Below are 22835 nucleotides of genomic sequence, written 5' to 3'. Positions count from 1 at the left end.
CTATGAACGATGAGCGAACACACGGGACCCGTCGAGCGGTCCGAGGTCGCAGGTCGCGACGTCGATGAGGCCCGCGACCTGTTCGCCGGTGCCTACAACGCCGGCTCGATGGTCATCGAGCCCACGGCATCCGACTTCACCTTTCGATACACCGCCATCGGCGACGACGAGCTGACCCTGCGCGGCACCCAGTTCGACGGCCACGTCACGGGCACGGTCCTGACGCAGGGCGAGTACATCGTCTCGTGGTTGACCGGCGGCAGTGGCGCCACCGATCTCGCCGGTGATCCGGTTCGACTCGTGCACGGGCAGCCGGCGATGTTCGCGAACAACCGGCTCGCCGAGTTCGACTTCACGGACTACCGGCAGAACCTGATGCACTTCGACGGGACGTTCCTCGAGCGGGTGGCCGGCGAGGTGGAGGGCACGAGCGGCCCGATCCTCTTCGACACGACGGCCCGCCCGTCCGGAGAACAGCTCCGTCGTTGGGCCGCCTCGGTGACGTCCGTCGCCCGGGTCATCTACGACGACACGAGTCCAGCGCTCCTGCGGTCCGAGGCGAACCGCGCGGCAGCGGTCGCGCTCTTGGAGACCTTCCCGCACACGGCGCTCCATGCGCCGGTCGAGATCGGGGTACCGAGCGGCGGGAAGACCCGCGCGGCCGTCGAGTTCATGATCGCCAACGCGCATCTCGCGATTCGAACGGAGGACGTGGCCGAAGCGGTCGGCATGAGCCAGCGCAGTCTCCAGAGCGCCTTTCGCAAGGAGCACGACATCACCGCGATCGACTACCTCAGGCGTGTCCGGCTCGATCGGGTGCAGGAGGAACTTCGTCAGGCCGACCCGGGGCGGGCCACGGTCGCCGAGATCGCCAACCGATGGGGGTTCGCCCACCTCGGACGCTTCTCCGCCTCGTACACCAACCGCTTCGGTGAGTACCCGAGCACGACGCTCGGCTCATAGCCGTCGAGGACGGTCGGGTCAGAACTCGCCGAACTCATCGTATTCGTCGAGACCGGAGAGACTCTCCGTCTCGAGCGTCGGGACGATCTCCAATGCCCGGTTCGCGAAGGACTCCACGCTGACGTGCAGGCCGGGGCTGACGAGGACGTCGAGGTTCCGGTCGGAGGCGAGCGGGACGCGGACGAAGCGACCGCCGACCTGGACGGCGGACTCGATCTCGGACATGAGCGCAGGAATGTCGACACCCGGTTCGATGTCGTAGGTGGCACGCCCGATGGCGATGCTGTACTGCATGACCATCACCTCCGAGCTCGGGTTGTTGATGCCAGCGTAGGGAACGGTCCTGAGGATGACGGTGGGTTGACCAAGGCGGCGACTCATGCAGGGGGTGTCGCCTCAGTCCTCCTCCCGCGCGGCGAAACTGCGCAGCACGGATGCGACGAATGCGAGCTCCGCGTCACCCGTGGCGACGCTGTTCATGAACGCCTCCGCTGCATCCACGTCGAAACCGTGGCTGAGCCGGATGCCGTTCACGCCGAGGAACACCCACGCAGACGCCCAAGCCGTGCGCTTGTTTCCGTCGACGAAAGCAGGATTGCGAGCGATGGAGTGCAGTAGGGCTGCCGCTTTCAGGAAGATGTCCGGGTAGGCGTCGAGTCCGAAAACGGTGCTCTGCGGCCGGGCGACTGCAGCGTCGAGAAGTCCGAAATCGCGGACGGCAGGCTGGTGGCCGAGCGCGGCGGCGCTGGCCGTGAGGACATCCTCGCGGTCAAGGAAGTACGCGGTCACGCGAGGCGCGCATTGAGCTCGGCGGAGGTCGCTGCGACCTCCTGCGCGAGTTGGGCGATCATCCGCTTCCGGTCGTTCGCCGCAGCCAATGCGGCATCGTGGACGAACACTTTCAGGGAGGTCTCCGCGCCTGAGGCGGATGCGCGGAGCTGCTCGAGTTCCGCGTCGGTGAAGGTCACGTTGAGTGCCGGCATGGATCGATGATAGCTCGTTGGTACCTGAACAGGTACCTGCTACCGTGCGCGGTCGACGCGGCTCTCCTCCCAGACGGGCTCGTCGGAGGCCTGCACCCGGCCGTCGGCGCCGAAGACGAGGAAGCGGTCGAAGCCGCGCGCGAACCAGCGGTCGTGGGTGACCGCGATCACGGTGCCCTCGAAACCCGCAAGACCCTGCTCGAGCGCCTCCGCCGAGACGAGGTCGAGGTTGTCGGTGGGCTCGTCGAGGAGCAGCAGCGTGGCACCGGAGAGTTCGAGCAGGAGGATCTGCAGGCGCGCCTGCTGTCCGCCCGAGAGCGACTCGAACGACTGCTCGGCCGCACCCGCCAGCCCGTAGCGGTCGAGCACGCGGCTGGCGGCCTCGCGGGGGAGACCCGATCGGTGCTCGTCGCCGCGGTGCAGGATGTCGAGCAGGGTCCGGCCGACGAGTTCGGGGTGCCGGTGCGACTGTGCGAACCACCCCGGCTGCACGCGCGCGCCGAGCTTGGCGTCGCCGTCGTGCTCGACCGGGACGAGCGCGTCGCCCGCTGCGGCGAGATGCCCAGCGCCCGGGTCGGGATCCGTCCCACCACCGGCGAGCAGCCGGAGGAAGTGCGACTTGCCCGACCCATTCGAACCGAGGACGCCGATGCGCTCGCCGAACCAGATCTCCGCGTTGAACGGCTGCATGAGGCCGGTCAGTTCCAGCCCCGTGCAGACGACCGCGCGACGGCCCGTGCGTGCGCCGCGGAGGCGCATCGTGACCTGCTGGTCCTTCGGCCGCTCCTCAGGCGGACCGGCCTCCTCGAACTTGGCGAGTCGGGTCTGCGCGGCGCGGTAGCGGGAGGCCATGGAGTCGTTGAACTTGGCCTGCTCGCGCAGACGAAGCACGAGTGCGCGCAGCTTCACGCGGTCCTCGTCCCAGCGCCGGCGGAGTTCGTCGAGTCGGTCGAGGCGGGCGTCGCGGGCCTCGTGGTAGCTGCGGAAGCTGGAGCCATGGGTCCACGTCGTGCTGCCGGCCGCACCGACCTCGAGGGTGATGATGCGGGTCGCCGCCTGTGCCAGGAGCTCGCGGTCGTGCGACACGAGGAGGACCGTCTTCCGGGTCTCGGCGAGCATCCCCTCGAGCCAGCGCTTCGTCGGGACGTCGAGGGAGTTGTCGGGCTCGTCGAGGAGGAGGACCTGCTCGGGGCCGCGGAACAGGGCCTCCAGGACGAGCCGCTTCTGCTCGCCACCGGACAGGGTTCCGAGCGTCCGCCACTGCGCGCGATCGTAGGGCACCCCGAGTGCCGCCTCGCAGCAGCTGTCCCAGAGCACCTCCTGGTCATACCCGCCGGCGTCGGCGTACTCGGCGAGCGTCGTCGCGTAGGCCATCTGCGTCGCCTCGACGTCGTCCTCCATGAGGGCCAGCTCGGCGCGGTCGACCGCCTCGGCCGCCGCACGGACCCGCGGAGGTGCGACCTGAACGAGGAGGTCACGGACCGTCCGGTCGTCGTCGCCGCGACCGACGAACTGGTCCATCACGCCGAGGCCGCCGTCGATGGAGACCACCCCGGAGTCGGGCTGGAGCTCGCCGCGGATGATCCGCAGGAGCGTCGTCTTGCCTGCGCCGTTCGCTCCGATGAGCGCGGCGATCGCCCCTTCGCCGACGCGGAACGAGACCTCGTCCAGCAGGGTCCGTCCGTCGCTCAGCGTGTAGCTGAGGTCACTGACGTCGATGTAGCCCATGGTGCGCACTCCCCAGGGAGCCCATCGCTCCCGAACGGGCCCGCGCTGGTTCGCGCCGGGCCGCCCACCGCCTGGCGAGCCGACCAGTCTAGCGGCGTCGATCCGGACGCGCGCAACCGCCGCTGCGCACGACTCCCGGTCACTGAGCTTGTCGAAGTGCCATGACCGCCCTTCGACAAGCTCAGGGACCGATGGAGGTCGGCTCAGGGGCCGGTGGAGGTCGGCTCACGGGTCCGGGGGAGTCGCACGGGTCAGGCGAGCGAGGCCGCGATGTCGCGGATCCACGTGCGCACCGACGCGTCGTGCTCGTCGAACCAGTCACCCTCATAGCCGCGCGGAACGCCCTCCACCACCATGACGAGCGCGAGGTACAGCGACCACAGGCGCGTGCGGGTCCGGGCGTCCTCGTCGGGGAGGAGTTCGCGGCCGGCTACCTCACGGTAGGCGCGGAGGAGTTCCGTGTCGGCGGCGACCGTCTCCGGCACATCGGTGAAGAGCGCCAGGGAGACGAGGTCGGCGGTCGGGTCGGCCCAGTGCGCGCGTTCATGGTCGATGACGCCGGTCAGTTGGGCGGCCTCCGCCCCGTGCTCGGGCATGACGAGGAGGTTGCCCTCCCAGAGGTCGAAGTGGACCAGTATCGGCTCCCTCACGCTGTCGAAGGCCGGAAGTGCGGTGTCGACCAGGCGTCGGATCTCGTCCGCCGCGACCGGGAGGTCGACGTCGAACCGCAGGGCGTCGGCGAGGACGGCCTCCACGACGAGTCGGTAGGCGTCGGCGGCGCTCGCCGCCTGGAGGTCCGGGCGTACGGGGTAGCCGAACCGCTTCCCCTCGGCGAGTCCGGTCGACGGATCCGTGGACGCAGCCTCCGCCGGGATGTCGACGTCGCCTGGTTCCACGTGGAACGGCGTGCGACCCGCCTCGTGCAGACGGGCGAGCGTGCGGCCGAGGACGTCGCGGGCGAGGGGGACGGTCTCGGTGCTGTTCGCCGGCCGGCCGGTGAGCTCGGTCATGACGAGCGCGTCGCGTCCGTCGAGCGTCGCCTCGAAGACGATCTCCGGCTGCGGCACCTCCGCACGCCCGAGGATGCGCAGCGCGAGCGCCTCGGTCGCCATGAGTGAGCGCTCGTAGGTGAGCCCGTCGGCGTCGGCGGGGGACAGCTTGACGATGACGCGCTCGCCGCCGTCGAGTTCGACCGCTGCGACCTCGTTCGCCGTGCCCGCTCCGAGCATCGTGATGGTCGGGCTGCCGGGCTGCATCGCCGGTCGCTCGGCCGCCCAGTGCTCGGCGACCGCGATCATGGTGTCACTGGGGCGAGGCGTTCGGCTCATCCGCCCACGGTAGCGCGCCCCGCGCCCTTCGCCCTCCGCTGGCCTGCTCGCCGAGCGCCCCTACCGCGGTCACCGAGCTTGTCGAGGTGCGCAGCCCAGAGCGTCCACAACTCCTGCTGGAGTCGCGCGCGGATCACGCGGGGTGCGGGATCTCCTGGCGGGCGGCGTCGGCGGGCTCATCCTGCAGGAGTCGTGGACGACGGCGGGCGCGTTTCTCGGCGCTCGACGCGCCGATGATGACGATCAGCCCGAGCAGAGTAATGGCCGCACCGGCCCAGATCGGCGAGGTGTAGCCGAGGCCGGCGGTGATCGTGACGCCGCCGAGCCAGGCGCCGACCGCGTTGCCGAGGTTGAACGCGGCGATGTTCGCTCCCGAGGCGAGCGTGGGAGCAGCCGACGCGTACCGCATCACCCGCATCTGCAGGCCGGGCACGGTCGCGAATCCGAAGCCGCCCATGAGGACGAGGGCGATCACCGTGGCGACGGGCGACTGAGCGGTCGCGGCGAACGCGACCAGGATCACGGTCAGCACCGCGATCACGACGATGAGCGTCCGGTCGATGTTCCGATCCGCCGCCTTGCCGCCGACGATGTTGCCGACCAGGAGTCCGACGCCGAAGAGGATGAGCAGCCACGGCACCGTGGTCGAGGCGAAGCCGCTGACCTCCGTGAGTGTGTACGCGATGTAGGTGAAGGCGCCGAACATGCCGCCGTAGCCGAGGACCGTCACAGCGATCGAGAGCCAGACCTGGCCGGAGCGGAATGCGCGCAGCTCGGCGAGCAGTGATGCCGGGGCCCCGTCGTGCTTCGGTTTCGGCACGAGGGTCAGGATGCCGATGAACGCGATGACCCCGATCACCGTGATGGCCCAGAAGGTCGAGCGCCAGCCGAAGTGCTGGCCGAGCAGCGTGCCGAAGGGGACACCGAGCACGTTCGCCGCGGTGAGGCCGGTGAACATGATCGCGATCGCGCCGGCCTGGTTGTGCGCGGGGACCATTGCCGCCGCCAGTACCGAGCCGATACCGAAGAACGCTCCGTGGCTGAGGGCGGCGAGGATGCGGCCCGCGAGCATGACCTGGTAGTCGCCGGCGAGTGCGGAGACGAGGTTGCCGGCGATGAAGAGCACCATCAGGGCCAGCAGGACGGGCTTCTTCGGCAGGCGGGTAACCGCCGCGGTGAGGGCGAGTGCCCCGACGACGACGGCCAGGGCGTAGCCGGAGATGAGCCAGCCGGCTGCGGCCTCCGAGACGCCGAAGTCGTCCGCCACCTCGGGCAGCAGCCCCATGATGACGAACTCCGTGAGGCCGATGCCGAAGCCGCCGAGGGCGAGGGCGATGAGACCGAGTGGCATGACGATTCCTGCGATTCCTGGGGGTCGTGGGGGAGTGCTGGTGGCCGGAGGGCGGGACGCGTACGCTGATAGTTGCAGACGCGTGATAGATATCGTTGCACGCGCTAGGTAATAGCGCAAGCAACTATGTGCGTCTGCAATCAATTGATCGATGTTCGAACCGAGGAGTCCCGATGGGCATCGCCGACGACGCTGTTGAGATCCGCGCGCAGGGGTGGCGGACGCTCGCCGCCCTGTACGGATCGATCGAGTCCGATCTGGAACGTGCGCTGCAGGCCGAGGCCCGGCTCTCGGTGGTCGAGTACACCGTGCTCGACGCCCTGGGGCGCCAGGACGGCTGGCATATGCGCATGCAGCAGCTCGCCCGCGCGACGGCCCTGTCGCCGAGCGCCACCACCCGACTCGTCAACCGCCTCGAGGATCGCGAGCTCCTCACCCGTGTGCTGTGCGCCGACGACCGCCGCGGTGTCTACACCGAGCTCACGGCGGCCGGGAAGGCGCTGCTCGAGGAGGCCCGGCCGGTGCACGACCGCGCCCTTGAGGAGTCGCTCACCACCGCAGAATCGCTCCCGGAACTCGCGCCGCTCGTGGAAGCGATCCACCGGTTGGAGCCCGTCGCCACCACCGCCTGACCCGTTCGCAATTCAGGATGCCCCCGGCGTGTCCGTGCTGCGGGGCGGCGGCGCCGACGAGACACGCGGGTGCGTCCTGAATTGCGAACACTGCGTCGGTGGGTGATGCCAAGCTGAGTCGTCCGACCCGAGGGAGCACGATGAGCACCGCAGCAGCGAACACCCGTGTCACCGCGCTCGTCGCACCAGGGTCCCGCAGGGTGCTCGGCGCCTATCTCGGCGCCGCACTCATCTGGGGTGCCAGCTTCCTCTTCATGAAGACGGGCCTCACCGGACTCGCTCCGACGCAGGTCGCACTGTCCCGCGTGGTGCTCGGCGCCGTCACGCTCTGCATCATCATGCTCATCACCCGACGCCGCTGGCCGCGGGAGCGTCGGCTCTGGGCGCACCTCGCCGTCGTCTCCGTCTTCCTCTGCGTCGCCCCGTTCCTCCTGTTCTCCTGGGCGGGACAGTTCCTGCCGTCCGGCCTGTCGAGCATCCTCAACGCGACCACGCCGATCATGACGCTCGCCGTCGGCGCGGTGTTCCTCCCGAAGGAGCGGCTGAACGGCCTGCAGGTGTTCGGTATCTTCGTCGGAGCCCTCGGCGTCGCGATCGTCGTCGGGCCCTGGCGCGTCCTGGCCGACCCGGCGATCCTCGAGTCCATCCCGGCGCAGCTCGCCTGCCTCGGCGCGACCCTCTGCTACGGCATCGCCTTCGTCTACCTCCGGAAGTTCGTCCTCGGCACCCACGGCTACGACGCGGTGGTCATCTCCGCCGTGGAGATCTCGCTCGCCGCCGTCATCATGCTCGTGCTCTCGCCGTTCATCGCGATGCAGCCGGTGTCGCTCGACGCCCCGGTCGTCCTCAGCATGCTCGCCCTGGGAGCACTCGGTACCGGCGTCGCCTACATCTGGATGACGACGATCGTCGACTCCTGGGGTCCGACGGCGGCGTCCACCGTCACCTACCTCACACCCCTCGTCGGTGTCGTCCTCGGCATCCTCGTGCTCGGTGAGGTCCTGCACTGGAACGAGCCGGTGGGCGGCGTGATCGTCGTGCTCGGCATCCTCGTGAGCCAGGGCCGGCTCCGGCTCCGGCGGCGCACGCCCCCACTCTCGGCATAGGGTGGCTGGACGGCCGCGCGCTGACGGTCGCGGCCCTTCCCACGGAACGAGGTTTCACATGCGCATCGCATCCGGGCAGTTCTCCGCCGGAACGGACATCGACGAGAACCTCGCCAGCGTGGTCGCCCTGCTCGGTGAGGCCGCAGCGGGCGGCGCCGAACTGCTCGTGCTGCCGGAGATGAGCAGCTACGCCACCTCGGAGCCGCCGAGCGCGCTCGCCGCGATCGCCCAGCCACTCGACGGCCCCTTCATCACGGGCGTCGCCGCCGCAGCCGCAGCGCGCTCCCTCCCGACGGTCGTCGGCACCATCGAGGAGAACCCCGGTGGGTTGCCTTACAACACGCTCGTGGCGATCGACGCCGAGGGCAACATCACCGCGACGTACCGGAAGGTGCACCTCTACGACGCCTTCGGCTACGCCGAGAGCGACGGCATCTCGGCCGGCGAGCTCACCGAACCGTTCGTCCTCGAGCTCGGCGACCTCCGCATCGGCGCCTTCACCTGCTACGACCTCCGCTTCCCGGAGAGCGCGCGGCGCCTCATCGACGCCGGCGCCAACGTCATCCTGCTGCCCGCGATGTGGATCGTCGGCCCGGGCAAGGAGGACGCCTGGACCACCCTCGTCCGCGCCCGGGCCATCGAGAACACCGCCTACGTCGTGAGCGCCAACCAGACCGGCCCGCTCGCCACCGGCAACTCGATCATCGTCGACCCCGCCGGCGTCGTCATCGCCTCCGCCGGCGAGGCACCGGGCGTGGTGTTCGCCGAGCTCGATCCGGCGCGACTCGACACCGTGCGGGCACGGGTGCCTTCGCTCGCCAACCGCCGGTTCACCGTGGTCCCGCGGGCCGCCGAATGAGCGTGGGCGAACGCGTGGGCGACCCGGTCGGTCTCTCCGAGGTCGTCTCCATCACGCGCGACCTCATCCGGATCGACACCTCGAACTACGGCGGCGGGCGTGCCGTCGGCGAGTCCCGCGCGGCGGACCTCGTCGAACGCCTGCTCGGTGAGGTCGGGATCGTGTGCGAGCGCTTCGAGGCAGAGCCCGGCAGGACGAACCTCGTCGCGCGATGGCCGGGTCGTGACCGCACGCTGCCCGGTCTGCTGCTGCACGGGCACCTCGACGTCGTCCCGGTCGACGCGGCCGCGTGGACGGTCGACCCGTTCGGCGGCGAGATCGCCGACGGCATGCTGTGGGGCCGCGGCGCCGTCGACATGAAGAACATGGTGGCGATGATCGTCGCGTCGGTCCGGCGCATGGCGACGGCGGGGGAGCAGCCCGAGCGCGACGTCGTCTTGGCGTTCTTCGCCGACGAGGAGGCCGGGTGCGTCCTCGGCTCGCAGTGGATGGTGGAGCACCACCCGGAGCAGTTCGCCGGCGTCCGCGACGCGATCAGCGAGGGCGGCGGGTACAGCGTCACCCTCGGCGAACGGGCCGACACCCGCGCGTACCTGCTCAACACCGGTGAGAAGGGCGTGCTCTGGTTGCGCCTGACCGCCCACGGTGCCGCCGGTCACGCCTCGCTCGCGAGCCAGGATTCGGCGATCGTGAAGCTCGCCGCCGCCGTCGGCCGGATCGGCGCGCTCGACTGGCCGGTGTCGTTCACCGAGACCACGACGCACCTGTTCCAGCGACTGCGCGAACTGACCGGAGCGTCCTCCGAGCTGTCGCCGTTCGAACTCGCCGCGCTCGTCGGTCCCAGCGCATCGCGGCTGCGCGCCGGCCTGCAGAACGTGGCGAACGTCACCATGATCACCGGCGGGTACAAGGAGAACGTGATCCCCGAGTCCGCGACCGCGACGGTCGACGCCCGGTTCCTGCCCGGCCAGCGGGACGAGGTCATCGCGCGCATCCGCGAGGCGGCGGGCGAGGGGGTCGACGTCGAGGTCCAGCTGGAGCTCATCGCGATGGAGTCGCCGAACGACGGTGAGCTCGTCTCGGTGATCGAAGCGGTCATCGAGCGGCACGATCCCGGTGCGACCGTGCTCCCGCACCTCATCCCCGGCGGCACCGACGCGAAGGCGCTCAGCCGACTCGGCATCACGGGGTACGGGTTCATCCCGCTGAGGTTGCCGGCGGACTTCGACTTCCCCGGGATGTTCCACGGTGTCGACGAACGTGTGCCACTCGATGCGCTCGACTTCGGCTGCGCGGTGCTCACGGACATCATCCGCTCGGTCTGACGGGCAGGGGACCGGGGGCCGACCGGTGTTCGGGTTCGCCGATGGGCCACCCGGGGTCGGGTGGCACGGGGTTCTGGCGAGCTCGGGGTCCGGGAGTCTCGGCGGTACTAGCGTGCGGGTGGTGCAGGCGGAACAGGCGTCGTCGCCGTCGCGAACGGGCCGGAGAGCCTCGCCCACTGCAGCAGCATGATGGTCTTCGCGTCGATGATGTCGTCGCCGATGCGCGCGATCGCGTCGTCGATGTCGAGTTCGAGGAGCTCGATCTCCTCGCCCTCCTCGGCGAGCCCGCCCCAATCGCCACGACGCGCAGCGGGGTCGTACTCGGCAGCATAGAAGTGCAGGCGTTCGGTCACGGAGCCGGGGCTCATGAAGGCGTCGAACACGTGCTGGACGGCCTCGACCGCGAACCCGGTCTCCTCGCGGGCCTCGCGGGCTACCGCCGTCTCGGGATCGTCGTCGTCGAGCAGGCCCGCGGCGGTCTCGATGAGCTCGCCGGTCGGGTGTCCGTTGACGTAGGCCGGGTAGCGGAACTGCCTGGTGAGCAGGACCTTCCGGGAGTCACTGTGGTAGAGCAGGATGGTCGCGCCGTTGCCGCGGTCGTAGGTCTCGCGCTGCTGCGTCGACCAGGCGCCCGAGCGGTCCTGGACCCGCAGGGTCGTCCGGCGGAGGACGTGCCAGGCGGCGGCGACCAGTTCCACGTCGGTCACCTGGACGCGCGGGTTGCCGGTGAGGTCGAGGCCGGTCCGGTGCAGACCGGTGCGCCCGCGGGCGTCGGGGAGGTCTGCTCCGGGTTGCGGCTCCCGGACCGTCGTGGGATCGGCCATCCATCGAGTGTACGACCGCCTGCGAACCGCATACGAGCGGGATGTCCCGGGGGGGGGCGCCGCCCGGGAGAGCCCTGCTGCGCGACGCGCCCGATCGTGAATGGCGACCGGTCTTCGGTTTTCGCGGGTTCTGCAACATACTGGTGGGAGCACCGGTCGCGGTCCACGGAGGACCCCCGTCGAAAGGCACTCGATGACGAGCAGCAGTCCCGCCAGCAGCAGCCCCGTCGCCAGCGGAGGCACCACGGCATCGGCGCGGTCGGTCGCCTGGGTCGTGACCACCCAGGACGCCCCCTGGCAGGAGCAGGAGGCTCTCGGGTTCGGTCGACTCGCGGGTATGCCGAACGTCATGGTCGACGTGACGAACCCGCAACAGACCGTCGACGGCATCGGCGGGTGTTTCAACGAACTCGGCTGGACCGCGCTCGGGCTCCTGTCCGAGGAGGACCGAGAGGGCATCCTGTCCGACCTCTTCACGCCGGGCGCGGGGCTCAACCTCTCGCTCTGCCGCATGCCCGTCGGCGCCAACGACTTCTCCACCGATTGGTACTCCTACGACGAGGTCGACGGCGACTTCGACCTTGAGCACTTCAGCATCGACCACGACCGCGCGACGCTCGTCCCCTTCATCCAGGCGGCACAGCGCTACCAGGGCGATCTGCGCCTCTGGGCGTCGCCGTGGAGCCCGCCCACCTGGATGAAGACGAACGGGCACTACGCGGCCGCGCGACCCTGGGCGGAGTCAGGCGTCGACAACGGCATCCGTGACGACCAGCTGGGCTCCGAGGGGACGGATCTCTTCATCCTCGAGGACCGCTACCTCGAGACCTACGCCCGGTACTTCGCCCGCTTCGTCGAGGCCTACGGCGAGGAGGGTATCCGGGTCGAGATGGTCATGCCGCAGAACGAGTTCAACTCGGCGCAGGTGTTCCCGAGCTGTGTGTGGACGGCCGAGGGGCTCGCTCGGTTCATCGCGGTCCTCGGGCCGGAGATGGACCGTCTCGGAGTGCGGGTCTTCCTCGGCACGCAGGAGCGGCCGCACGACGCGCAGATCGAGACCGTGCTCCGGGATCCGGCGGCCGGTCCCTGGGTCGCCGGAGTCGGATTCCAGTGGGCCGGCAAGGGCGCGATCGCCGCGGTGCATCACGCCCACCCGGACCTCGCGCTGTACCAGACCGAGCAGGAGTGCGGTGACGGCCGGAACGACTGGCGCTTCGTGCGGCACACCTGGGGACTCATGCGCCACTTCTTCACGAACGGCGCACAGGCCTACACGTACTGGAACCTCGCGCTCACCGAGGGAGGGGTCAGCCGCTGGGGCTGGGCGCAGAACTCGCTCGTCGTCGTGGATCCCGAGACCCGGGCCTTCCGCTACACGCACGAGTACTTCCTCATGCGGCACCTGGGGCACTTCCTGCAGCCGGGAGCGCAGCGGCTCGCAACGATGAGCTGGACCGGACACGAGAACCTGCTCGCCTTCCGCAACCCGGACGGCGGCGTCGTGCTCGTGATGCAGAACGACCTCGGCGAGCCGCTCCCCATCCAGATCGTGGTGGGCGACGACGTCATCACGCCGACCCTGCCGGCCGACTCCTTCGTGACGCTCGTGATCCCGCCCGCCTGACCGTCGGTGCCGGAGCCACCCCTTGTGGGCGGTCGCCTCTGCGGCCTAGCCTCTCGCGTACCGGCACCGGCGACGGAGGACACATGGGCAGGCTCATCTATTCGGCGATCAGCTCGCTCGACGGCTACCTCGCCGATGAGGAGGGACGCTTCGACTGGAGCGCCCCGGATGCCGAGGTGCACGCCTTCGTGAACGAGCTCTCCCGGCCGATCGGCACCTACCTGTTCGGCCGACGCATGTACGAGATCATGACGTTCTGGGAGACGGCGGACGAGCTGCCGGACGAGCCTCGCGAGATCGCCGACTTCGCGGCTCTGTGGCTCGCGGCCGACAAGGTCGTGTACTCCACGTCGCTCGATGCGGTCTCGACGGCACGGACCACGCTCGAGCGATCGTTCGACCCGGAGGCCGTTCGCCGGTGGAAGGCGGAATCGGACCGCGACCTCAGCGTCGGCGGCCCGCACCTCGCAGCCGAGGCGATGGCAGCGGGGCTCGTCGACGAGGTGCAGCTGTTCCTCTCACCGGTGATCGTCGGTGGCGGCTTGCGTGCGCTGCCGGCCAACCTCCGGCGACGCCTGGAACTCGTCGACGAGCGTCGCTTCGGGGCCGGCGTCGTCCACCTCCGCTACACCGTCACCGGCGAGCCCGTCTGAGGCGGCAGCGCGGCCAGCTCGTCTCGCGCACAACTCCTGCTCCTCTGAGGCGGTGATCCCCGCCCGTGCGCACAACTCCTGCTTGGAGCCGCGCGGCTCACCCGACAGGCCGGGGCGTGCGGCGACGCGGCGTGATCAGCAGGAGTTGCGCACGGGCGGGGATCGGCGCCGAGCGTCCAGCAGGAGTTACGGACAGGTCAGACGGCCTCGAGGATGATCGCGGAGCCCTGGCCGCCACCACCGCAGATACCGGCGGCACCGATCGAACCCGAGCCGGCGGCGGCGAGACGACGGGCGAGGTGGCCGACGATCCGCGTACCGGAGGCGCCGATCGGGTGACCGAGGGCGATCGCGCCGCCGTTCGCGTTCACGATCGCGGGATCCACGCCGAGCTCGTTCGTGGAGTGGACCGACACGGCGGCGAACGCCTCGTTGATCTCGACCGCTGCGAGGTCGCCCGTCGTGCGGGAGGTCTTCGCGAGGGCTGCGACGATCGCGTTCGATGGCTGGGCCTGCAGGCTGACGTCGGGTCCGGCGACGAGCGCGTGCGCGACGACGCGTGCGATCGGGGTGAGTCCCCGGGCCGCAGCGGCTTCCTCGCTCATGAGCACGACCGCGGCCGCTCCGTCGGTGATCTGGGAGGAGTTGCCCGCGGTGATCGTCCCCTCGCCGCCGAACGCGGGACGCAGCCCGGCCAGCGACTCGGCCGTGGTGTCGGCGCGGAGTCCGTCGTCGGCGCTCACGACGGTCGGACCCTTGCGACCAGGCACGGAGAAGGGTTCGATCTCCTCGGCCTGGACGTCCGCAGCTGCTGCGAGCCGCTGGTGCGACCCGGCCGCCCAGGCGTCCTGCTCCGGGCGTGCGATGCCGAGCGGGCCGTTGCGCTCCTCGGTGGACGAACCCATCGACCGGTGCTCGAACGCATCGGTCAGGCCGTCGTGGTCGAGGGTGTCGACGAGCTCGATGGCGCCGTAGCGCTTGCCGGCGCGCGAGCCCGACCAGGCGTGCGGGGCGAGGCTCATCGACTCCTGGCCGAGCGCGACGACGACGTCGACCTCGCCGGCGTCGATGAGACGCGTGCCGGTGACGATCGCCTCCATGCCGGAGAGGCACACGGCGTTGACGGTGATGGCGGGGACGGTGAAGGGGATGTCGGCCCCGACGGCGGACTGCCGGGCGGGGTTCTGGCCGGCGGCGCCCTGCAGCACCTGGCCGGCGATGACCTGCTGGACGTCGGCGGCGTCGACCCCCGCCCGCGACAGGGCCGCGCGGATGGCGTGGGCGCCGAGCTCGGTGGCGGGTACGGACGCGAACGCCCCGTTGAACTTCACGAACGGGGTGCGGGCGTACCCGACGATGACGGTGCTCATGCGTGTGCCTCCTGAGGCGTGGCGGGTGCTGTCGGCACCTCGCCGGTGGTGGTGGGGTCGAGTTCGACGGAGAACTCCGCGCCCGTCAGGGTGCGCAGCTCGGCGACGCTCGTGTCGGGCGCGAAGGCCCGCAGGACGAGCGCCCCCTCGACGATATCGAAGACGGCGCGGTCGCTGATGATGCGGTCGACGACACCGACGCCGGTGAGCGGGAGATCGCACTGCTCGACGATCTTCGGGCTGCCGTCCTTCGCGACGTGCTCGGTGACGACCACCACCCGCGGGGTCCCGGCGACGAGGTCCATCGCGCCGCCCATGCCCTTGACGAGCTTGCCCGGGATCGTCCAGTTCGCGAGGTCGCCCGCACCCGAGACCTGGAGCGCGCCGAGGATGGCCAGCTGCACGTGGCCGCCGCGGATCATGCCGAACGAGGTCGCCGAGTCGAAGTAGCTCCCGCCCTCGAGGAGCGTGACCGTCTGCTTCCCGGCGTTGATGAGGTCGGCGTCCTCTTCGCCCTCGATCGGGAACGGACCCATGCCGAGCAGGCCGTTCTCGCTCTGCAGCGTGACGTGGACGCCCGGCGGGACGTGGTTCGCGACGAGCGTGGGGATGCCGATGCCGAGGTTCACGTACTCGCCATCGCGGAGTTCGGTCGCCGCGATCGCGGCCATGTCGTCTCTCGTCCACATGATGATCAGGCTCCTGCCGGTGTCGTGGTGGCGGCCGCCGGGCGGACGGTGCGCTGTTCGATGTCCTTCACCCGCGGCGTCGCCGTGACGAGGCGCTGGACGAAGATGCCGGGCGTGACGACGCTGTTCGGGTCGAGGTAGCCGTCCTCGACGACCTCCTCGGCCTCGGCGATCGTCAGCCGGCCGGCGGTCGCGACGATCGGGTTGAAGTTCCGCGCGGTGTGCCGGAAGACGAGGTTGCCCTCGCGATCGGCGCGGAACGCGTGGACGAGGGCCACGTCGGCGACGATGCCGCGCTCGAGGACGTAGGTCTCCCCGTCGAACACCTCCGTCGGCTTGCCCTCGGCGACCGGGGTGCCGACGCCGGTCTTCGTGTAGAACCCGGCGATACCGGCACCGCCCGCGCGCAGCCGCTCGGCGAGCGTGCCCTGCGGGGTGAACTCGACCTCGAGCTCGCCGTCGAGGAACTGCTTGGCGAAGAGCTTGTTCTCGCCCACGTACGACGCGACGACCTTCCGCACCTGTCGGTTCTCGAGGAGGATGCCGAGGCCTTTGCCGTCGACGCCCATGTTGTTGGAGACGATCGTGAGGTCGGTGGCACCCGTGTCCCGCAAAGCCTCGATGAGGTCGGTCGGGTTGCCGCTCAGGCCGAACCCGCCGACCGCGATGGTCGCTCCGTCCCGGACGACCTCGTGCAGCGCCTCGGCGGCGCTCGACCAGTGTTTCGTCATGTCACTCCCTTGTGGATGGCGTGCCGGCTTGACCACATGGTGGTTCCAGCCGATCGTCTCTCCAGTAGTCAGTCACAGGCGTCCTGCGGTGTCAAAGGTGGCATCGGCCCTGATCGCGGATTCGCTCATGACGTGGTCCCGGCTGCGGCGTAGGCTCACCATGTGGACAAGCTGATGGTGCGACGTGGCTGAGGGGATGCGCGGCGCCCAGGTCGTCTCGCGCGTGAGTCGGATCCTCAAGATCGTGTCGGAGCATCCCGGCGGGGCGTCGTCCTCGGCGGTGGCCGCGGCCACCGGGCTCACACGGCCGACGGCGCACCGCCTGCTCGCCTCGCTCGCTGCCGAGGGCTTCCTCGACCACGACGTCCGCGCCGCCCGGTGGCACCTCGGTCCGGAGCTGTTCCTCCTCGGATCGGTCGCGGCGGAGCGGTACGACGTCGCGGAGCTCGCCCGGGAGAGCGTGCGGATCCTCGCGCACGAGAGCGGCGAAAGCGCCTTCCTGTCGGTGCGCCGTGGCTTCGAGACCGTGTGTCTGTTGCGCGAAGAGGGGAGTTTCCCAGTGCGGTCGTTCGTGCTGACGGAGGGAGTCCGCTTTCCGTTGGGGGTCGCGTCGGCAGGGCTGGCGATCCTCGCGTTCTCCAGCGACGGGGAGATCGACGACTACCTGGGTCGCGCCGACCTCGACGAGCGGTGGGGCGAGGCCCATGCCGCCGATCGCGTGCGCGAGCGGATCCGTGAGACGCGCGAGCGCGGGTACGCCGTGAACCCGGCGCTCATCCTCGAAGGCAGCTGGGGCATGGGTGCGGCGGTCTTCGATGCGGCGGGGAAGCCCGCCTGGGCGCTCAGTCTCACCGGGATCGAGTCCCGGTTCCGGCCTGAGCGCCAGGCGTTCCTCGGTGGCCTGCTGCTGGAGCAGGCGCACGAGCTGTCGAAGCGCCTCCGCTGAGGCGGGCGGTCGGTCCCTGCGCCGAGCCGCACTTCGACAGGCTCAGTGACCGGGTGGTCGCTCAGTGACCGGGTGGTCCGGTCCGTGACCCTGTCGCGTCCGGTCCCTGAGCCTGTCGAAGGGCGGTGGGAGTACTACTCCGAGACGGCGGAGAGTTCCTCGAACTCGTCGTCGGTGAGCTCGATCGTCGCGCCCTGCAGGTTGTCCTCGAGGTGCTCGATGCTCGACGTCCCCGGGATCGGGAGCATGACGGGCGAGCGCTTGAGCAGCCAGGCCAGCGCGAGCTGCGACGGGGTCGCGTCGTGTCGCTCGGCGAGCTGCGTGAGCGGGCCGTCCTCCTTGCTGAGCGCGCCGGTCGCGAGCGGGAACCACGGGATGAAGGCGACGCCGTGCTCCGTCGACCAGTCGAGGAGATCCTCCGAGGAGCGGTCGGTGAGGTTGTAGAGGTTCTGCACCGACGCGATCGGAGCGATCTGCTGGGCCGCCTCGACCTCGGCGACGCTCACCTGGCTGAGGCCGATGTGCCGGATCTTGCCCTCGTCCTGCAGCTTCCGAAGCTCGCCGATCTGGTCCTCGAACGGCACGGTCGGGTCGATCCGGTGCAACTGCAGCAGGTCGATGCGGTCGACGGCGAGACGGCGGAGACCGAGTTCGACCTGCTGGCGGAGGTAGGCGGGCACGCCGGTGGGCGTCCACTCGCCGGGACCCTGTCGCGTCTGGCCGACCTTCGTCGCGATCACGATGTCGTCGTAGGGGTGCAGGGCCTCGCGGAGGAGGGTGTCGGTGACGTCGGGGCCGTAGGCGTCGGCGCTGTCGAAGAAGTTCACGCCGAGCTCGGCGGCGCGCTTGATCAGGCGGATGGCGCCGTCGCGGTCGTCGGGCTCGCCCCAGACACCCTCGCCGGTCAGCTGCATCGTGCCGTAGCCGAGTCGGTTCACGGTGAGGTCGCCGCCGAGGGCGAAGGTGCCGGCGGCGGTTGCGGGGCGTGTGGTGGTGTCGGTCATGCGGGTGCTCCTTCGGAGAAATGCGGAATTCCAGCCAAGCACCGGCGGCTGGGAGGCGCACCCCCCTTGCGTTCGGTCCCCGACCCTGTCGACGGGGTCCCTGAGCTTGTCGACCGGCGATCATCGCCCGCGGGCTGTCAGGCCGCCGCGGCCTCGAGCGCGGCGCGGAAGGCGACGATCGCCGGGCGGGTGACGCCGGCCTCGCGCGCTGAGGTGAAGATGGTGCGTCGTGGGAGGTCGGGCAGGTCGACGAGGCGACAGCTGGCCGGCTCGCCCGCCCACTGGAGGTCGGGGATGAGGGCGACCGCGTTGCCGGACTCGATCAACCGGATCTGCGCCTGGAGGTCGGCGGTCTGGTAGCGGACGTCGGGCTCGAACCCCGCGCGGCGGCACAACTGCTCGGCGAAGTGTCGCGACGCCGCTCCGTGCGGCTCCATCACCCAGGGGAGGTCGGCCGCGTCCTCGATGCGCAGGACCGGGTGGATCTCGTTCGGGACCGGCGGGCACGCGAGTCGGATGGGGTCGGTGGCGAGCTGACGGCGGTCGAGTCCGGGGTGCCGCGGGGCGGCGTGGGCGGGGTACTGCTCCGCGACGACGACGTCGAAGTCGCGCGCCCAGGTCTCGGCCAGGGCGGTCTCCGGCTCGTGCTGCACCATCTCCACGCGGACGTCCGGGTGGTCGCGGCGCATGGCGCTGAGGGCCGCCGGCATGAGTGCGAGCGCCGCCGACTGGAAGACCGCGACGCGGATGGTGCCCGACACGGTCGTGAGGGACGCCCCGAGGTCGGCTTCGGCGCGCTCGAGCGTGTCGAGGAGCGCGTCCGTGTGCCCCACGAGGATCTCAGCCTGCGGGGTGAGCTGCACCCGTCGACCGACCTTCCGCAGGAGCTCGACACCGGTCTCCTGCTCGAGGACCGAGAGCTGCTGCGACACGGATGAGGGGCTGAAGTTGAGCGCGGAGGCGACCTCGGCGATCGTCCCGCGGATCTTGAGTTCGCGCAGCAGGCGGAGCCGTCGGACGTCAAGCACGGTGCCCTCCAAAACCATCGGCTCAACCGATGGATATCATTCGAAAACCTTCGCTGTATCTTATTGGTCCAGACGCCGATACTGGCACCATGACCGACACTCTTGCATCGACGCAGCAGCTCGACCGCGATGCCCTCGCCACCGAGGCCATCGCCCTCGTCCGCCGCTGGCTCCAGACGGCCTCGACGATCCCCGCCGACGCCTCCGCGCAGCAGCTCGCCGGTGTGTTGAAGGACCCGACCGGCCTCGAGTTCACGGTCGGCTTCGTCGACGGCGTCGTGCGTCCGGAGGACCTCCGCGTCGCGGCCCGCACCCTGCAGACGATCGCTCCGAAGGTGCCCGCGTTCCTCCCCTGGTACCTGAAGGCCGCCGTCCGCTGTGGTGGTGCGTTCGCCCCCATCCTGCCCGGCGTCGTCATCCCGATCTCCCGCAAGGTGCTCCGCAACATGGTCGGCCACCTCGTCGTCGACGCCACCGACAAGAAGCTCGGCCCCGCGATCGCGAAGATCAAGACGCCCGGCACCCGCCTCAACGTCAACCTGCTCGGCGAGGCCGTCCTCGGTACGGGCGAGGCGGCACGTCGTCTCGAGGGCACCCACAAGCTGCTCGCCCGCCCCGACGTCGACTACGTGTCGATCAAGGTGTCGTCGACCGTCAGCCCCCACTCGGTCTGGGCGTTCGATGAAGCGGTCGAGCACGTCGTCACGAGCCTCACCCCGCTGTTCGAGCGTGCCGCCAAGGCGAGCCCTGCGAAGTTCATCAACCTCGACATGGAGGAGTACAAGGACCTCGACCTCACGATCGCGGTCTTCACCAAGCTCCTCGACCTCCCGCAGTTCCGCGACCTCGAGGCCGGCATCGTCCTGCAGGCCTACCTGCCCGACGCGCTCTCCGCGATGATCCGTCTCCAGGAGTGGTCGGCCGGTCGTCGTGCCGCGGGCGGCGCCGGCATCAAGGTGCGCATCGTGAAGGGCGCCAACCTCCCCATGGAGCAGGTCGAGTCGTCCCTCCACGACTGGCCGCTCGCCACCTGGTCCACCAAGCAGGACTCCGACACCAACTACAAGCGCGTCGTCGAGTACGCTCTGCACCCCGACCGCATCGACAACGTGCGCATCGGCGTCGCCGGCCACAACCTCTTCGACATCGCCTTCGCCTGGCTGCTCGCCAAGCAGCGGGGCGTCGAGCGCGGCGTCGAGTTCGAGATGCTGCTCGGCATGGCCCAGGGCCAGGCCGAGGCCGTGAAGCGCGACGTCGGCGAGCTCCTGCTCTACACGCCGGTCGTGCACCCGCAGGAGTTCGACGTCGCCATCGCGTACCTCATCCGCCGCCTGGAGGAGGGCGCGAGCCAGGACAACTTCATGTCCGCCGTGTTCGAGCTGAGTGAGAACGAGACCCTCTTCGCCCGTGAGCAGCAGCGGTTCCTCGCGTCGCTCGCGGAGCTCGACACCACCGTCCCCGCGCCGAACCGACAGCAGGACCGCACGAAGGCCGCCGAGGCCTCGCCGGTGGACGCGTTCGAGAACACCCCCGACACCGACCCGTCGCTCCCCGCGAACCGCGTCTGGGGACGCGACATCCTCACCCGCGTCGCCGAGTCGCGGCTCGGGAACGACACCGTCGCCGCGTCCATCCTCGACAGCGTCGAAGCCCTCGACGCCGTCATCGACGGGGCGACCGCAGCGGGCGCCTCGTGGGGGTCGCTCTCCGGCGCCGAGCGTGCGGTCATCCTGCACCGCGCCGGCGACGTCCTCGAGCAGCGTCGCGCCGACCTCATGGAGGTCATGGCGTCCGAGACCGGCAAGACCCTCGACCAGTCCGACCCCGAGGTGTCGGAGGCGATCGACTTCGCCCACTACTACGCCGAGCGCGCCCGCGAGCTCGATCACGTGGACGGCGCGACCTTCACCCCCGCGAAGCTCACCGTCGTCACCCCGCCGTGGAACTTCCCCGTCGCCATCCCCGCCGGCTCGACCCTCGCGGCGCTCGCCGCCGGTTCGCCCGTCATCATCAAGCCCGCCCGTCAGGCTCGCCGCAGCGGTGCCGTCATGATCGAGGCGCTGTGGGAGGCCGGTGTGCCGCGCGAGGTGCTCCGCTTCGCCCAGCTGGCCGACAACTCGCTCGGTGAGCGCCTGATCGCCCACCCGGCGGTGGAGCGCGTCATCCTCACCGGTGGCTACGAGACCGCGGAGCTGTTCCGCTCCTTCCGCCCCGAGTTGCCGCTCCTGGCCGAGACGTCGGGGAAGAACGCGATCATCGTCACCCCGAGCGCCGACCTCGACCTCGCGGTGAAGGACGTCGTCGCGTCGGCCTTCGGTCACGCCGGCCAGAAGTGCTCGGCCGCGTCACTCGTGATCCTCGTCGGTTCGGTCGCCTCCTCGCGCCGCTTCCGTCACCAGCTCGTCGACGCCGTCACGTCGCTGAAGGTCGGCTACCCGGTCGACCCGACCACGCAGATGGGCCCGATCATCGAGCCGGCGAAGGGCAAGCTGCTCGGCGGCCTGACGACGCTCGGCACCGGTGAGTCGTGGCTCGTCGAGCCGAAGCAGCTCGACGACAGCGGCAAGCTGTGGAGCCCAGGCGTCCGTGCGGGCGTCGCGCGCGGCTCCGAGTACCACCTCACCGAGTACTTCGGCCCGATCCTCGGGATCATGACGGCCGAGACCCTCGAGGAGGCCATCGCGATCCAGAACGAGATCGACTACGGCCTCACCGCCGGGCTGCACTCCCTGAACCCGGCCGAGCTGCGCCTGTGGCTCGACGGCATCCAGGCGGGCAACCTGTACGTGAACCGCGGGATCACCGGCGCGATCGTGCAGCGTCAGCCGTTCGGTGGTTGGAAGAAGTCCGCGGTCGGCGCGGGCACGAAGGCCGGTGGCCCGAACTACCTCCTCGGCCTCGGCTCGTGGTCGAGCGCCGAGAGCACGGCTGAGCGCACCGTCGGTCGGTCGGCGGAGCGCCGTGGTCCGAAGCCCGCTGTCGCCTCGTTGCTGCGCGCCGCTGACGCGGTGCTCACCGCCGACGAGTTCGCGTTCCTGCGTCGGTCGGTCGCGAGCGACGCTGCCGCGTGGGCGGACGAGTTCGGGGTCGCGAAGGACGTCTCGAAGCTGACCGCCGAGCGCAACGTGTTCCGGTACGTGCCTCGTGAGGTTCACGTGCGTCTCGTCGACGGTGGTTCGGTCTCGGAGCTCCTCCGCGTCGTCGCCGCCGGTGCGACCGCAGGCGCGACCGTGCACGTGTCGTCTGCCGTCGCGCTGCCGCCGAAGCTCGTCCCGGCCGTCGAAGCCATCGCCGGTGGGATCACCGTCGAGAGCGAGGACCGCTGGTACGTGACCGCCGCCTCACTCGTCGGGACGAAGGCCGGCGCGCGCGTCCGGATCATCGGCGGGACGACCGAGGGTGTCGCCCACGCGACCTCCGGCAGCCCCGACGTCGCGATCTACGCGGGCGACGTCACCGAGGCCGGCCGCATCGAGCTGCTGCCGTTCCTCCAGGAGCAGGCGGTCTCGATCACGGCGCACCGCTTCGGCACGCCGAACCACCTCTCGGACGACCTCATCTGACCCGACTCCGCGCGGTTCACAACGCAGGAACGCCCCGGCGTGTCATCCCGACACACCGGGGCGCTCTGTACGCCACGCCGATGTCTTCCTGAGTTGTGAACCTGTCTCAGGAGAACCCCGGCGGGTCG

21 protein-coding genes are annotated in these 22835 nt (G+C 70.2%); 9 read left to right on the top strand and 12 right to left on the bottom strand.

The window, feature by feature from the left end:
* Window positions 1–9 precede the first annotated feature (9 nt).
* On the top strand, window positions 10–963 hold the full coding sequence (locus A4X17_RS01905) for a helix-turn-helix transcriptional regulator (RefSeq protein ID WP_064293969.1): 954 nt from the start codon (window positions 10–12) through the stop codon (window positions 961–963).
* An 18-nt stretch (window positions 964–981) separates the two neighbouring features.
* Here A4X17_RS01905 and A4X17_RS01900 read toward each other — a convergent pair whose 3' ends face one another.
* From A4X17_RS01900 to A4X17_RS01875, 6 genes are all read right to left on the bottom strand, one after another.
* On the bottom strand, window positions 982–1257 hold the full coding sequence (locus tag A4X17_RS01900; RefSeq protein ID WP_139205466.1) for a hypothetical protein: 276 nt from the start codon (window positions 1255–1257) through the stop codon (window positions 982–984).
* 102 nt (window positions 1258–1359) lie between these two features.
* On the bottom strand, window positions 1360–1752 hold the full coding sequence (locus tag A4X17_RS01895) for a type II toxin-antitoxin system death-on-curing family toxin (protein WP_064293967.1): 393 nt from the start codon (window positions 1750–1752) through the stop codon (window positions 1360–1362).
* A complete protein-coding gene (locus tag A4X17_RS01890; protein WP_064293966.1) occupies window positions 1749–1946 on the bottom strand; it encodes a hypothetical protein in 198 nt (65 codons plus the stop codon). The genes A4X17_RS01895 and A4X17_RS01890 overlap by 4 nt, the downstream gene beginning before the upstream one ends.
* 39 nt (window positions 1947–1985) lie before the next feature.
* Window positions 1986–3674, bottom strand: a complete 1689-nt coding sequence (locus A4X17_RS01885) for an ABC-F family ATP-binding cassette domain-containing protein (protein WP_064293965.1) — start codon at window positions 3672–3674, stop codon at window positions 1986–1988.
* A 251-nt stretch (window positions 3675–3925) separates the two neighbouring features.
* Window positions 3926–5002 (bottom strand): phosphotransferase family protein, encoded by a 1077-nt coding sequence (locus A4X17_RS01880; RefSeq protein WP_082915855.1) that lies wholly within the window; start codon window positions 5000–5002, stop codon window positions 3926–3928.
* 133 nt (window positions 5003–5135) lie between these two features.
* The gene (locus A4X17_RS01875) at window positions 5136–6353 is read right to left on the bottom strand and encodes an MFS transporter (protein WP_064293963.1); all 1218 of its coding nucleotides are present in this window, start codon (window positions 6351–6353) and stop codon (window positions 5136–5138) included.
* Window positions 6354–6526: 173 nt separating this feature from the next.
* Between A4X17_RS01875 and A4X17_RS01870 the strand changes: the two genes are divergently transcribed.
* The 4 genes from A4X17_RS01870 (at window position 6527) to A4X17_RS01855 (ending at window position 10275) form a co-directional block, all read left to right on the top strand.
* Window positions 6527–6985: a MarR family winged helix-turn-helix transcriptional regulator gene (locus A4X17_RS01870; RefSeq protein WP_064293962.1), complete on the top strand. Its 459-nt coding sequence runs from the start codon at window positions 6527–6529 to the stop codon at window positions 6983–6985.
* Between the two features lie 140 nt (window positions 6986–7125).
* Window positions 7126–8091, top strand: coding sequence for a DMT family transporter (locus A4X17_RS01865; RefSeq protein WP_082915854.1), 966 nt, complete (start codon window positions 7126–7128; stop codon window positions 8089–8091).
* A gap of 58 nt (window positions 8092–8149) precedes the next feature.
* Window positions 8150–8950: a carbon-nitrogen hydrolase family protein gene (locus tag A4X17_RS01860; protein WP_064293961.1), complete on the top strand. Its 801-nt coding sequence runs from the start codon at window positions 8150–8152 to the stop codon at window positions 8948–8950.
* Window positions 8947–10275 carry a M20/M25/M40 family metallo-hydrolase gene (locus A4X17_RS01855; protein ID WP_064293960.1) on the top strand — a complete coding sequence of 443 codons (1329 nt, stop codon included), beginning with the start codon at window positions 8947–8949 and terminating at the stop codon, window positions 10273–10275. Before A4X17_RS01860 ends, A4X17_RS01855 begins: the two co-directional genes overlap by 4 nt.
* 107 nt (window positions 10276–10382) lie before the next feature.
* Here A4X17_RS01855 and A4X17_RS01850 read toward each other — a convergent pair whose 3' ends face one another.
* On the bottom strand, window positions 10383–11099 hold the full coding sequence (locus A4X17_RS01850; protein ID WP_064293959.1) for an NUDIX domain-containing protein: 717 nt from the start codon (window positions 11097–11099) through the stop codon (window positions 10383–10385).
* Window positions 11100–11292: 193 nt separating this feature from the next.
* Here A4X17_RS01850 and A4X17_RS01845 point away from each other — a divergent pair, with 193 nt between their 5' ends.
* Together A4X17_RS01845 and A4X17_RS01840 are read left to right on the top strand one after the other, a co-directional pair.
* The gene (locus A4X17_RS01845) at window positions 11293–12723 is read left to right on the top strand and encodes a glycoside hydrolase family 30 beta sandwich domain-containing protein (RefSeq protein WP_082915853.1); all 1431 of its coding nucleotides are present in this window, start codon (window positions 11293–11295) and stop codon (window positions 12721–12723) included.
* A gap of 83 nt (window positions 12724–12806) precedes the next feature.
* Window positions 12807–13376, top strand: a complete 570-nt coding sequence (locus tag A4X17_RS01840) for a dihydrofolate reductase family protein (RefSeq protein WP_064293958.1) — start codon at window positions 12807–12809, stop codon at window positions 13374–13376.
* Window positions 13377–13573: 197 nt separating this feature from the next.
* Here the strand turns inward: A4X17_RS01840 and A4X17_RS01835 are convergent, their stop codons facing one another.
* From A4X17_RS01835 to A4X17_RS01825, 3 genes are read right to left on the bottom strand one after another with little or no spacing between them, the layout of a single operon-like run.
* On the bottom strand, window positions 13574–14746 hold the full coding sequence (locus A4X17_RS01835) for an acetyl-CoA C-acyltransferase (RefSeq protein WP_064293957.1): 1173 nt from the start codon (window positions 14744–14746) through the stop codon (window positions 13574–13576).
* Window positions 14743–15435 carry a CoA transferase subunit B gene (locus A4X17_RS01830; protein ID WP_369808440.1) on the bottom strand — a complete coding sequence of 231 codons (693 nt, stop codon included), beginning with the start codon at window positions 15433–15435 and terminating at the stop codon, window positions 14743–14745. The genes A4X17_RS01835 and A4X17_RS01830 overlap by 4 nt, the downstream gene beginning before the upstream one ends.
* Before the next feature lie 5 nt (window positions 15436–15440).
* Complete coding sequence (locus A4X17_RS01825) at window positions 15441–16166, bottom strand: CoA transferase subunit A (protein ID WP_064293955.1); 726 nt, start codon at window positions 16164–16166, stop codon at window positions 15441–15443.
* Window positions 16167–16362: 196 nt separating this feature from the next.
* Between A4X17_RS01825 and A4X17_RS01820 the strand changes: the two genes are divergently transcribed.
* Window positions 16363–17112, top strand: a complete 750-nt coding sequence (locus A4X17_RS01820; RefSeq protein WP_064293954.1) for an IclR family transcriptional regulator — start codon at window positions 16363–16365, stop codon at window positions 17110–17112.
* A gap of 134 nt (window positions 17113–17246) precedes the next feature.
* On the opposite strand, the gene A4X17_RS01815 is transcribed toward A4X17_RS01820, so the two are convergent.
* Together A4X17_RS01815 and A4X17_RS01810 are read right to left on the bottom strand one after the other, a co-directional pair.
* The gene (locus A4X17_RS01815; protein WP_064293953.1) at window positions 17247–18116 is read right to left on the bottom strand and encodes an aldo/keto reductase; all 870 of its coding nucleotides are present in this window, start codon (window positions 18114–18116) and stop codon (window positions 17247–17249) included.
* A 137-nt stretch (window positions 18117–18253) separates the two neighbouring features.
* Window positions 18254–19144, bottom strand: coding sequence for a LysR family transcriptional regulator (locus tag A4X17_RS01810; RefSeq protein WP_064294123.1), 891 nt, complete (start codon window positions 19142–19144; stop codon window positions 18254–18256).
* An 89-nt stretch (window positions 19145–19233) separates the two neighbouring features.
* Here A4X17_RS01810 and A4X17_RS01805 point away from each other — a divergent pair, with 89 nt between their 5' ends.
* Window positions 19234–22707: a bifunctional proline dehydrogenase/L-glutamate gamma-semialdehyde dehydrogenase gene (locus tag A4X17_RS01805; RefSeq protein WP_064293952.1), complete on the top strand. Its 3474-nt coding sequence runs from the start codon at window positions 19234–19236 to the stop codon at window positions 22705–22707.
* The last annotated feature ends 128 nt before the right edge of the window (window positions 22708–22835 follow it).

Origin of the sequence: Plantibacter sp. H53, assembly GCF_001650455.1 — a bacterium.
In the GTDB taxonomy this organism is placed as follows: domain Bacteria; phylum Actinomycetota; class Actinomycetes; order Actinomycetales; family Microbacteriaceae; genus Plantibacter; species Plantibacter flavus_A.
Note: the sequence above shows the minus strand (reverse complement) of the source record. Positions and strands in the feature narration are given on the sequence as shown.

Bases quoted from the DNA above. Each gene is read 5' to 3' on its own strand.
- A4X17_RS01905 (WP_064293969.1), top strand. From the start codon at position 10: ATGAGCGAACACACGGGACCCGTCGAGCGGTCCGAGGTCGCAGGTCGC.
- A4X17_RS01900 (WP_139205466.1), bottom strand. From the start codon at position 1,257: ATGCAGTACAGCATCGCCATCGGGCGTGCCACCTACGACATCGAACCG.
- A4X17_RS01890 (WP_064293966.1), bottom strand. From the start codon at position 1,946: ATGCCGGCACTCAACGTGACCTTCACCGACGCGGAACTCGAGCAGCTC.
- A4X17_RS01885 (WP_064293965.1), bottom strand. From the start codon at position 3,674: ATGGGCTACATCGACGTCAGTGACCTCAGCTACACGCTGAGCGACGGA.
- A4X17_RS01880 (WP_082915855.1), bottom strand. From the start codon at position 5,002: ATGAGCCGAACGCCTCGCCCCAGTGACACCATGATCGCGGTCGCCGAG.
- A4X17_RS01875 (WP_064293963.1), bottom strand. From the start codon at position 6,353: ATGCCACTCGGTCTCATCGCCCTCGCCCTCGGCGGCTTCGGCATCGGC.
- A4X17_RS01870 (WP_064293962.1), top strand. From the start codon at position 6,527: ATGGGCATCGCCGACGACGCTGTTGAGATCCGCGCGCAGGGGTGGCGG.
- A4X17_RS01865 (WP_082915854.1), top strand. From the start codon at position 7,126: ATGAGCACCGCAGCAGCGAACACCCGTGTCACCGCGCTCGTCGCACCA.
- A4X17_RS01860 (WP_064293961.1), top strand. From the start codon at position 8,150: ATGCGCATCGCATCCGGGCAGTTCTCCGCCGGAACGGACATCGACGAG.
- A4X17_RS01855 (WP_064293960.1), top strand. From the start codon at position 8,947: ATGAGCGTGGGCGAACGCGTGGGCGACCCGGTCGGTCTCTCCGAGGTC.
- A4X17_RS01850 (WP_064293959.1), bottom strand. From the start codon at position 11,099: ATGGCCGATCCCACGACGGTCCGGGAGCCGCAACCCGGAGCAGACCTC.
- A4X17_RS01845 (WP_082915853.1), top strand. From the start codon at position 11,293: ATGACGAGCAGCAGTCCCGCCAGCAGCAGCCCCGTCGCCAGCGGAGGC.
- A4X17_RS01840 (WP_064293958.1), top strand. From the start codon at position 12,807: ATGGGCAGGCTCATCTATTCGGCGATCAGCTCGCTCGACGGCTACCTC.
- A4X17_RS01835 (WP_064293957.1), bottom strand. From the start codon at position 14,746: ATGAGCACCGTCATCGTCGGGTACGCCCGCACCCCGTTCGTGAAGTTC.
- A4X17_RS01830 (WP_369808440.1), bottom strand. From the start codon at position 15,435: ATGTGGACGAGAGACGACATGGCCGCGATCGCGGCGACCGAACTCCGC.
- A4X17_RS01825 (WP_064293955.1), bottom strand. From the start codon at position 16,166: ATGACGAAACACTGGTCGAGCGCCGCCGAGGCGCTGCACGAGGTCGTC.
- A4X17_RS01820 (WP_064293954.1), top strand. From the start codon at position 16,363: ATGCGCGGCGCCCAGGTCGTCTCGCGCGTGAGTCGGATCCTCAAGATC.
- A4X17_RS01815 (WP_064293953.1), bottom strand. From the start codon at position 18,116: ATGACCGACACCACCACACGCCCCGCAACCGCCGCCGGCACCTTCGCC.
- A4X17_RS01805 (WP_064293952.1), top strand. From the start codon at position 19,234: ATGACCGACACTCTTGCATCGACGCAGCAGCTCGACCGCGATGCCCTC.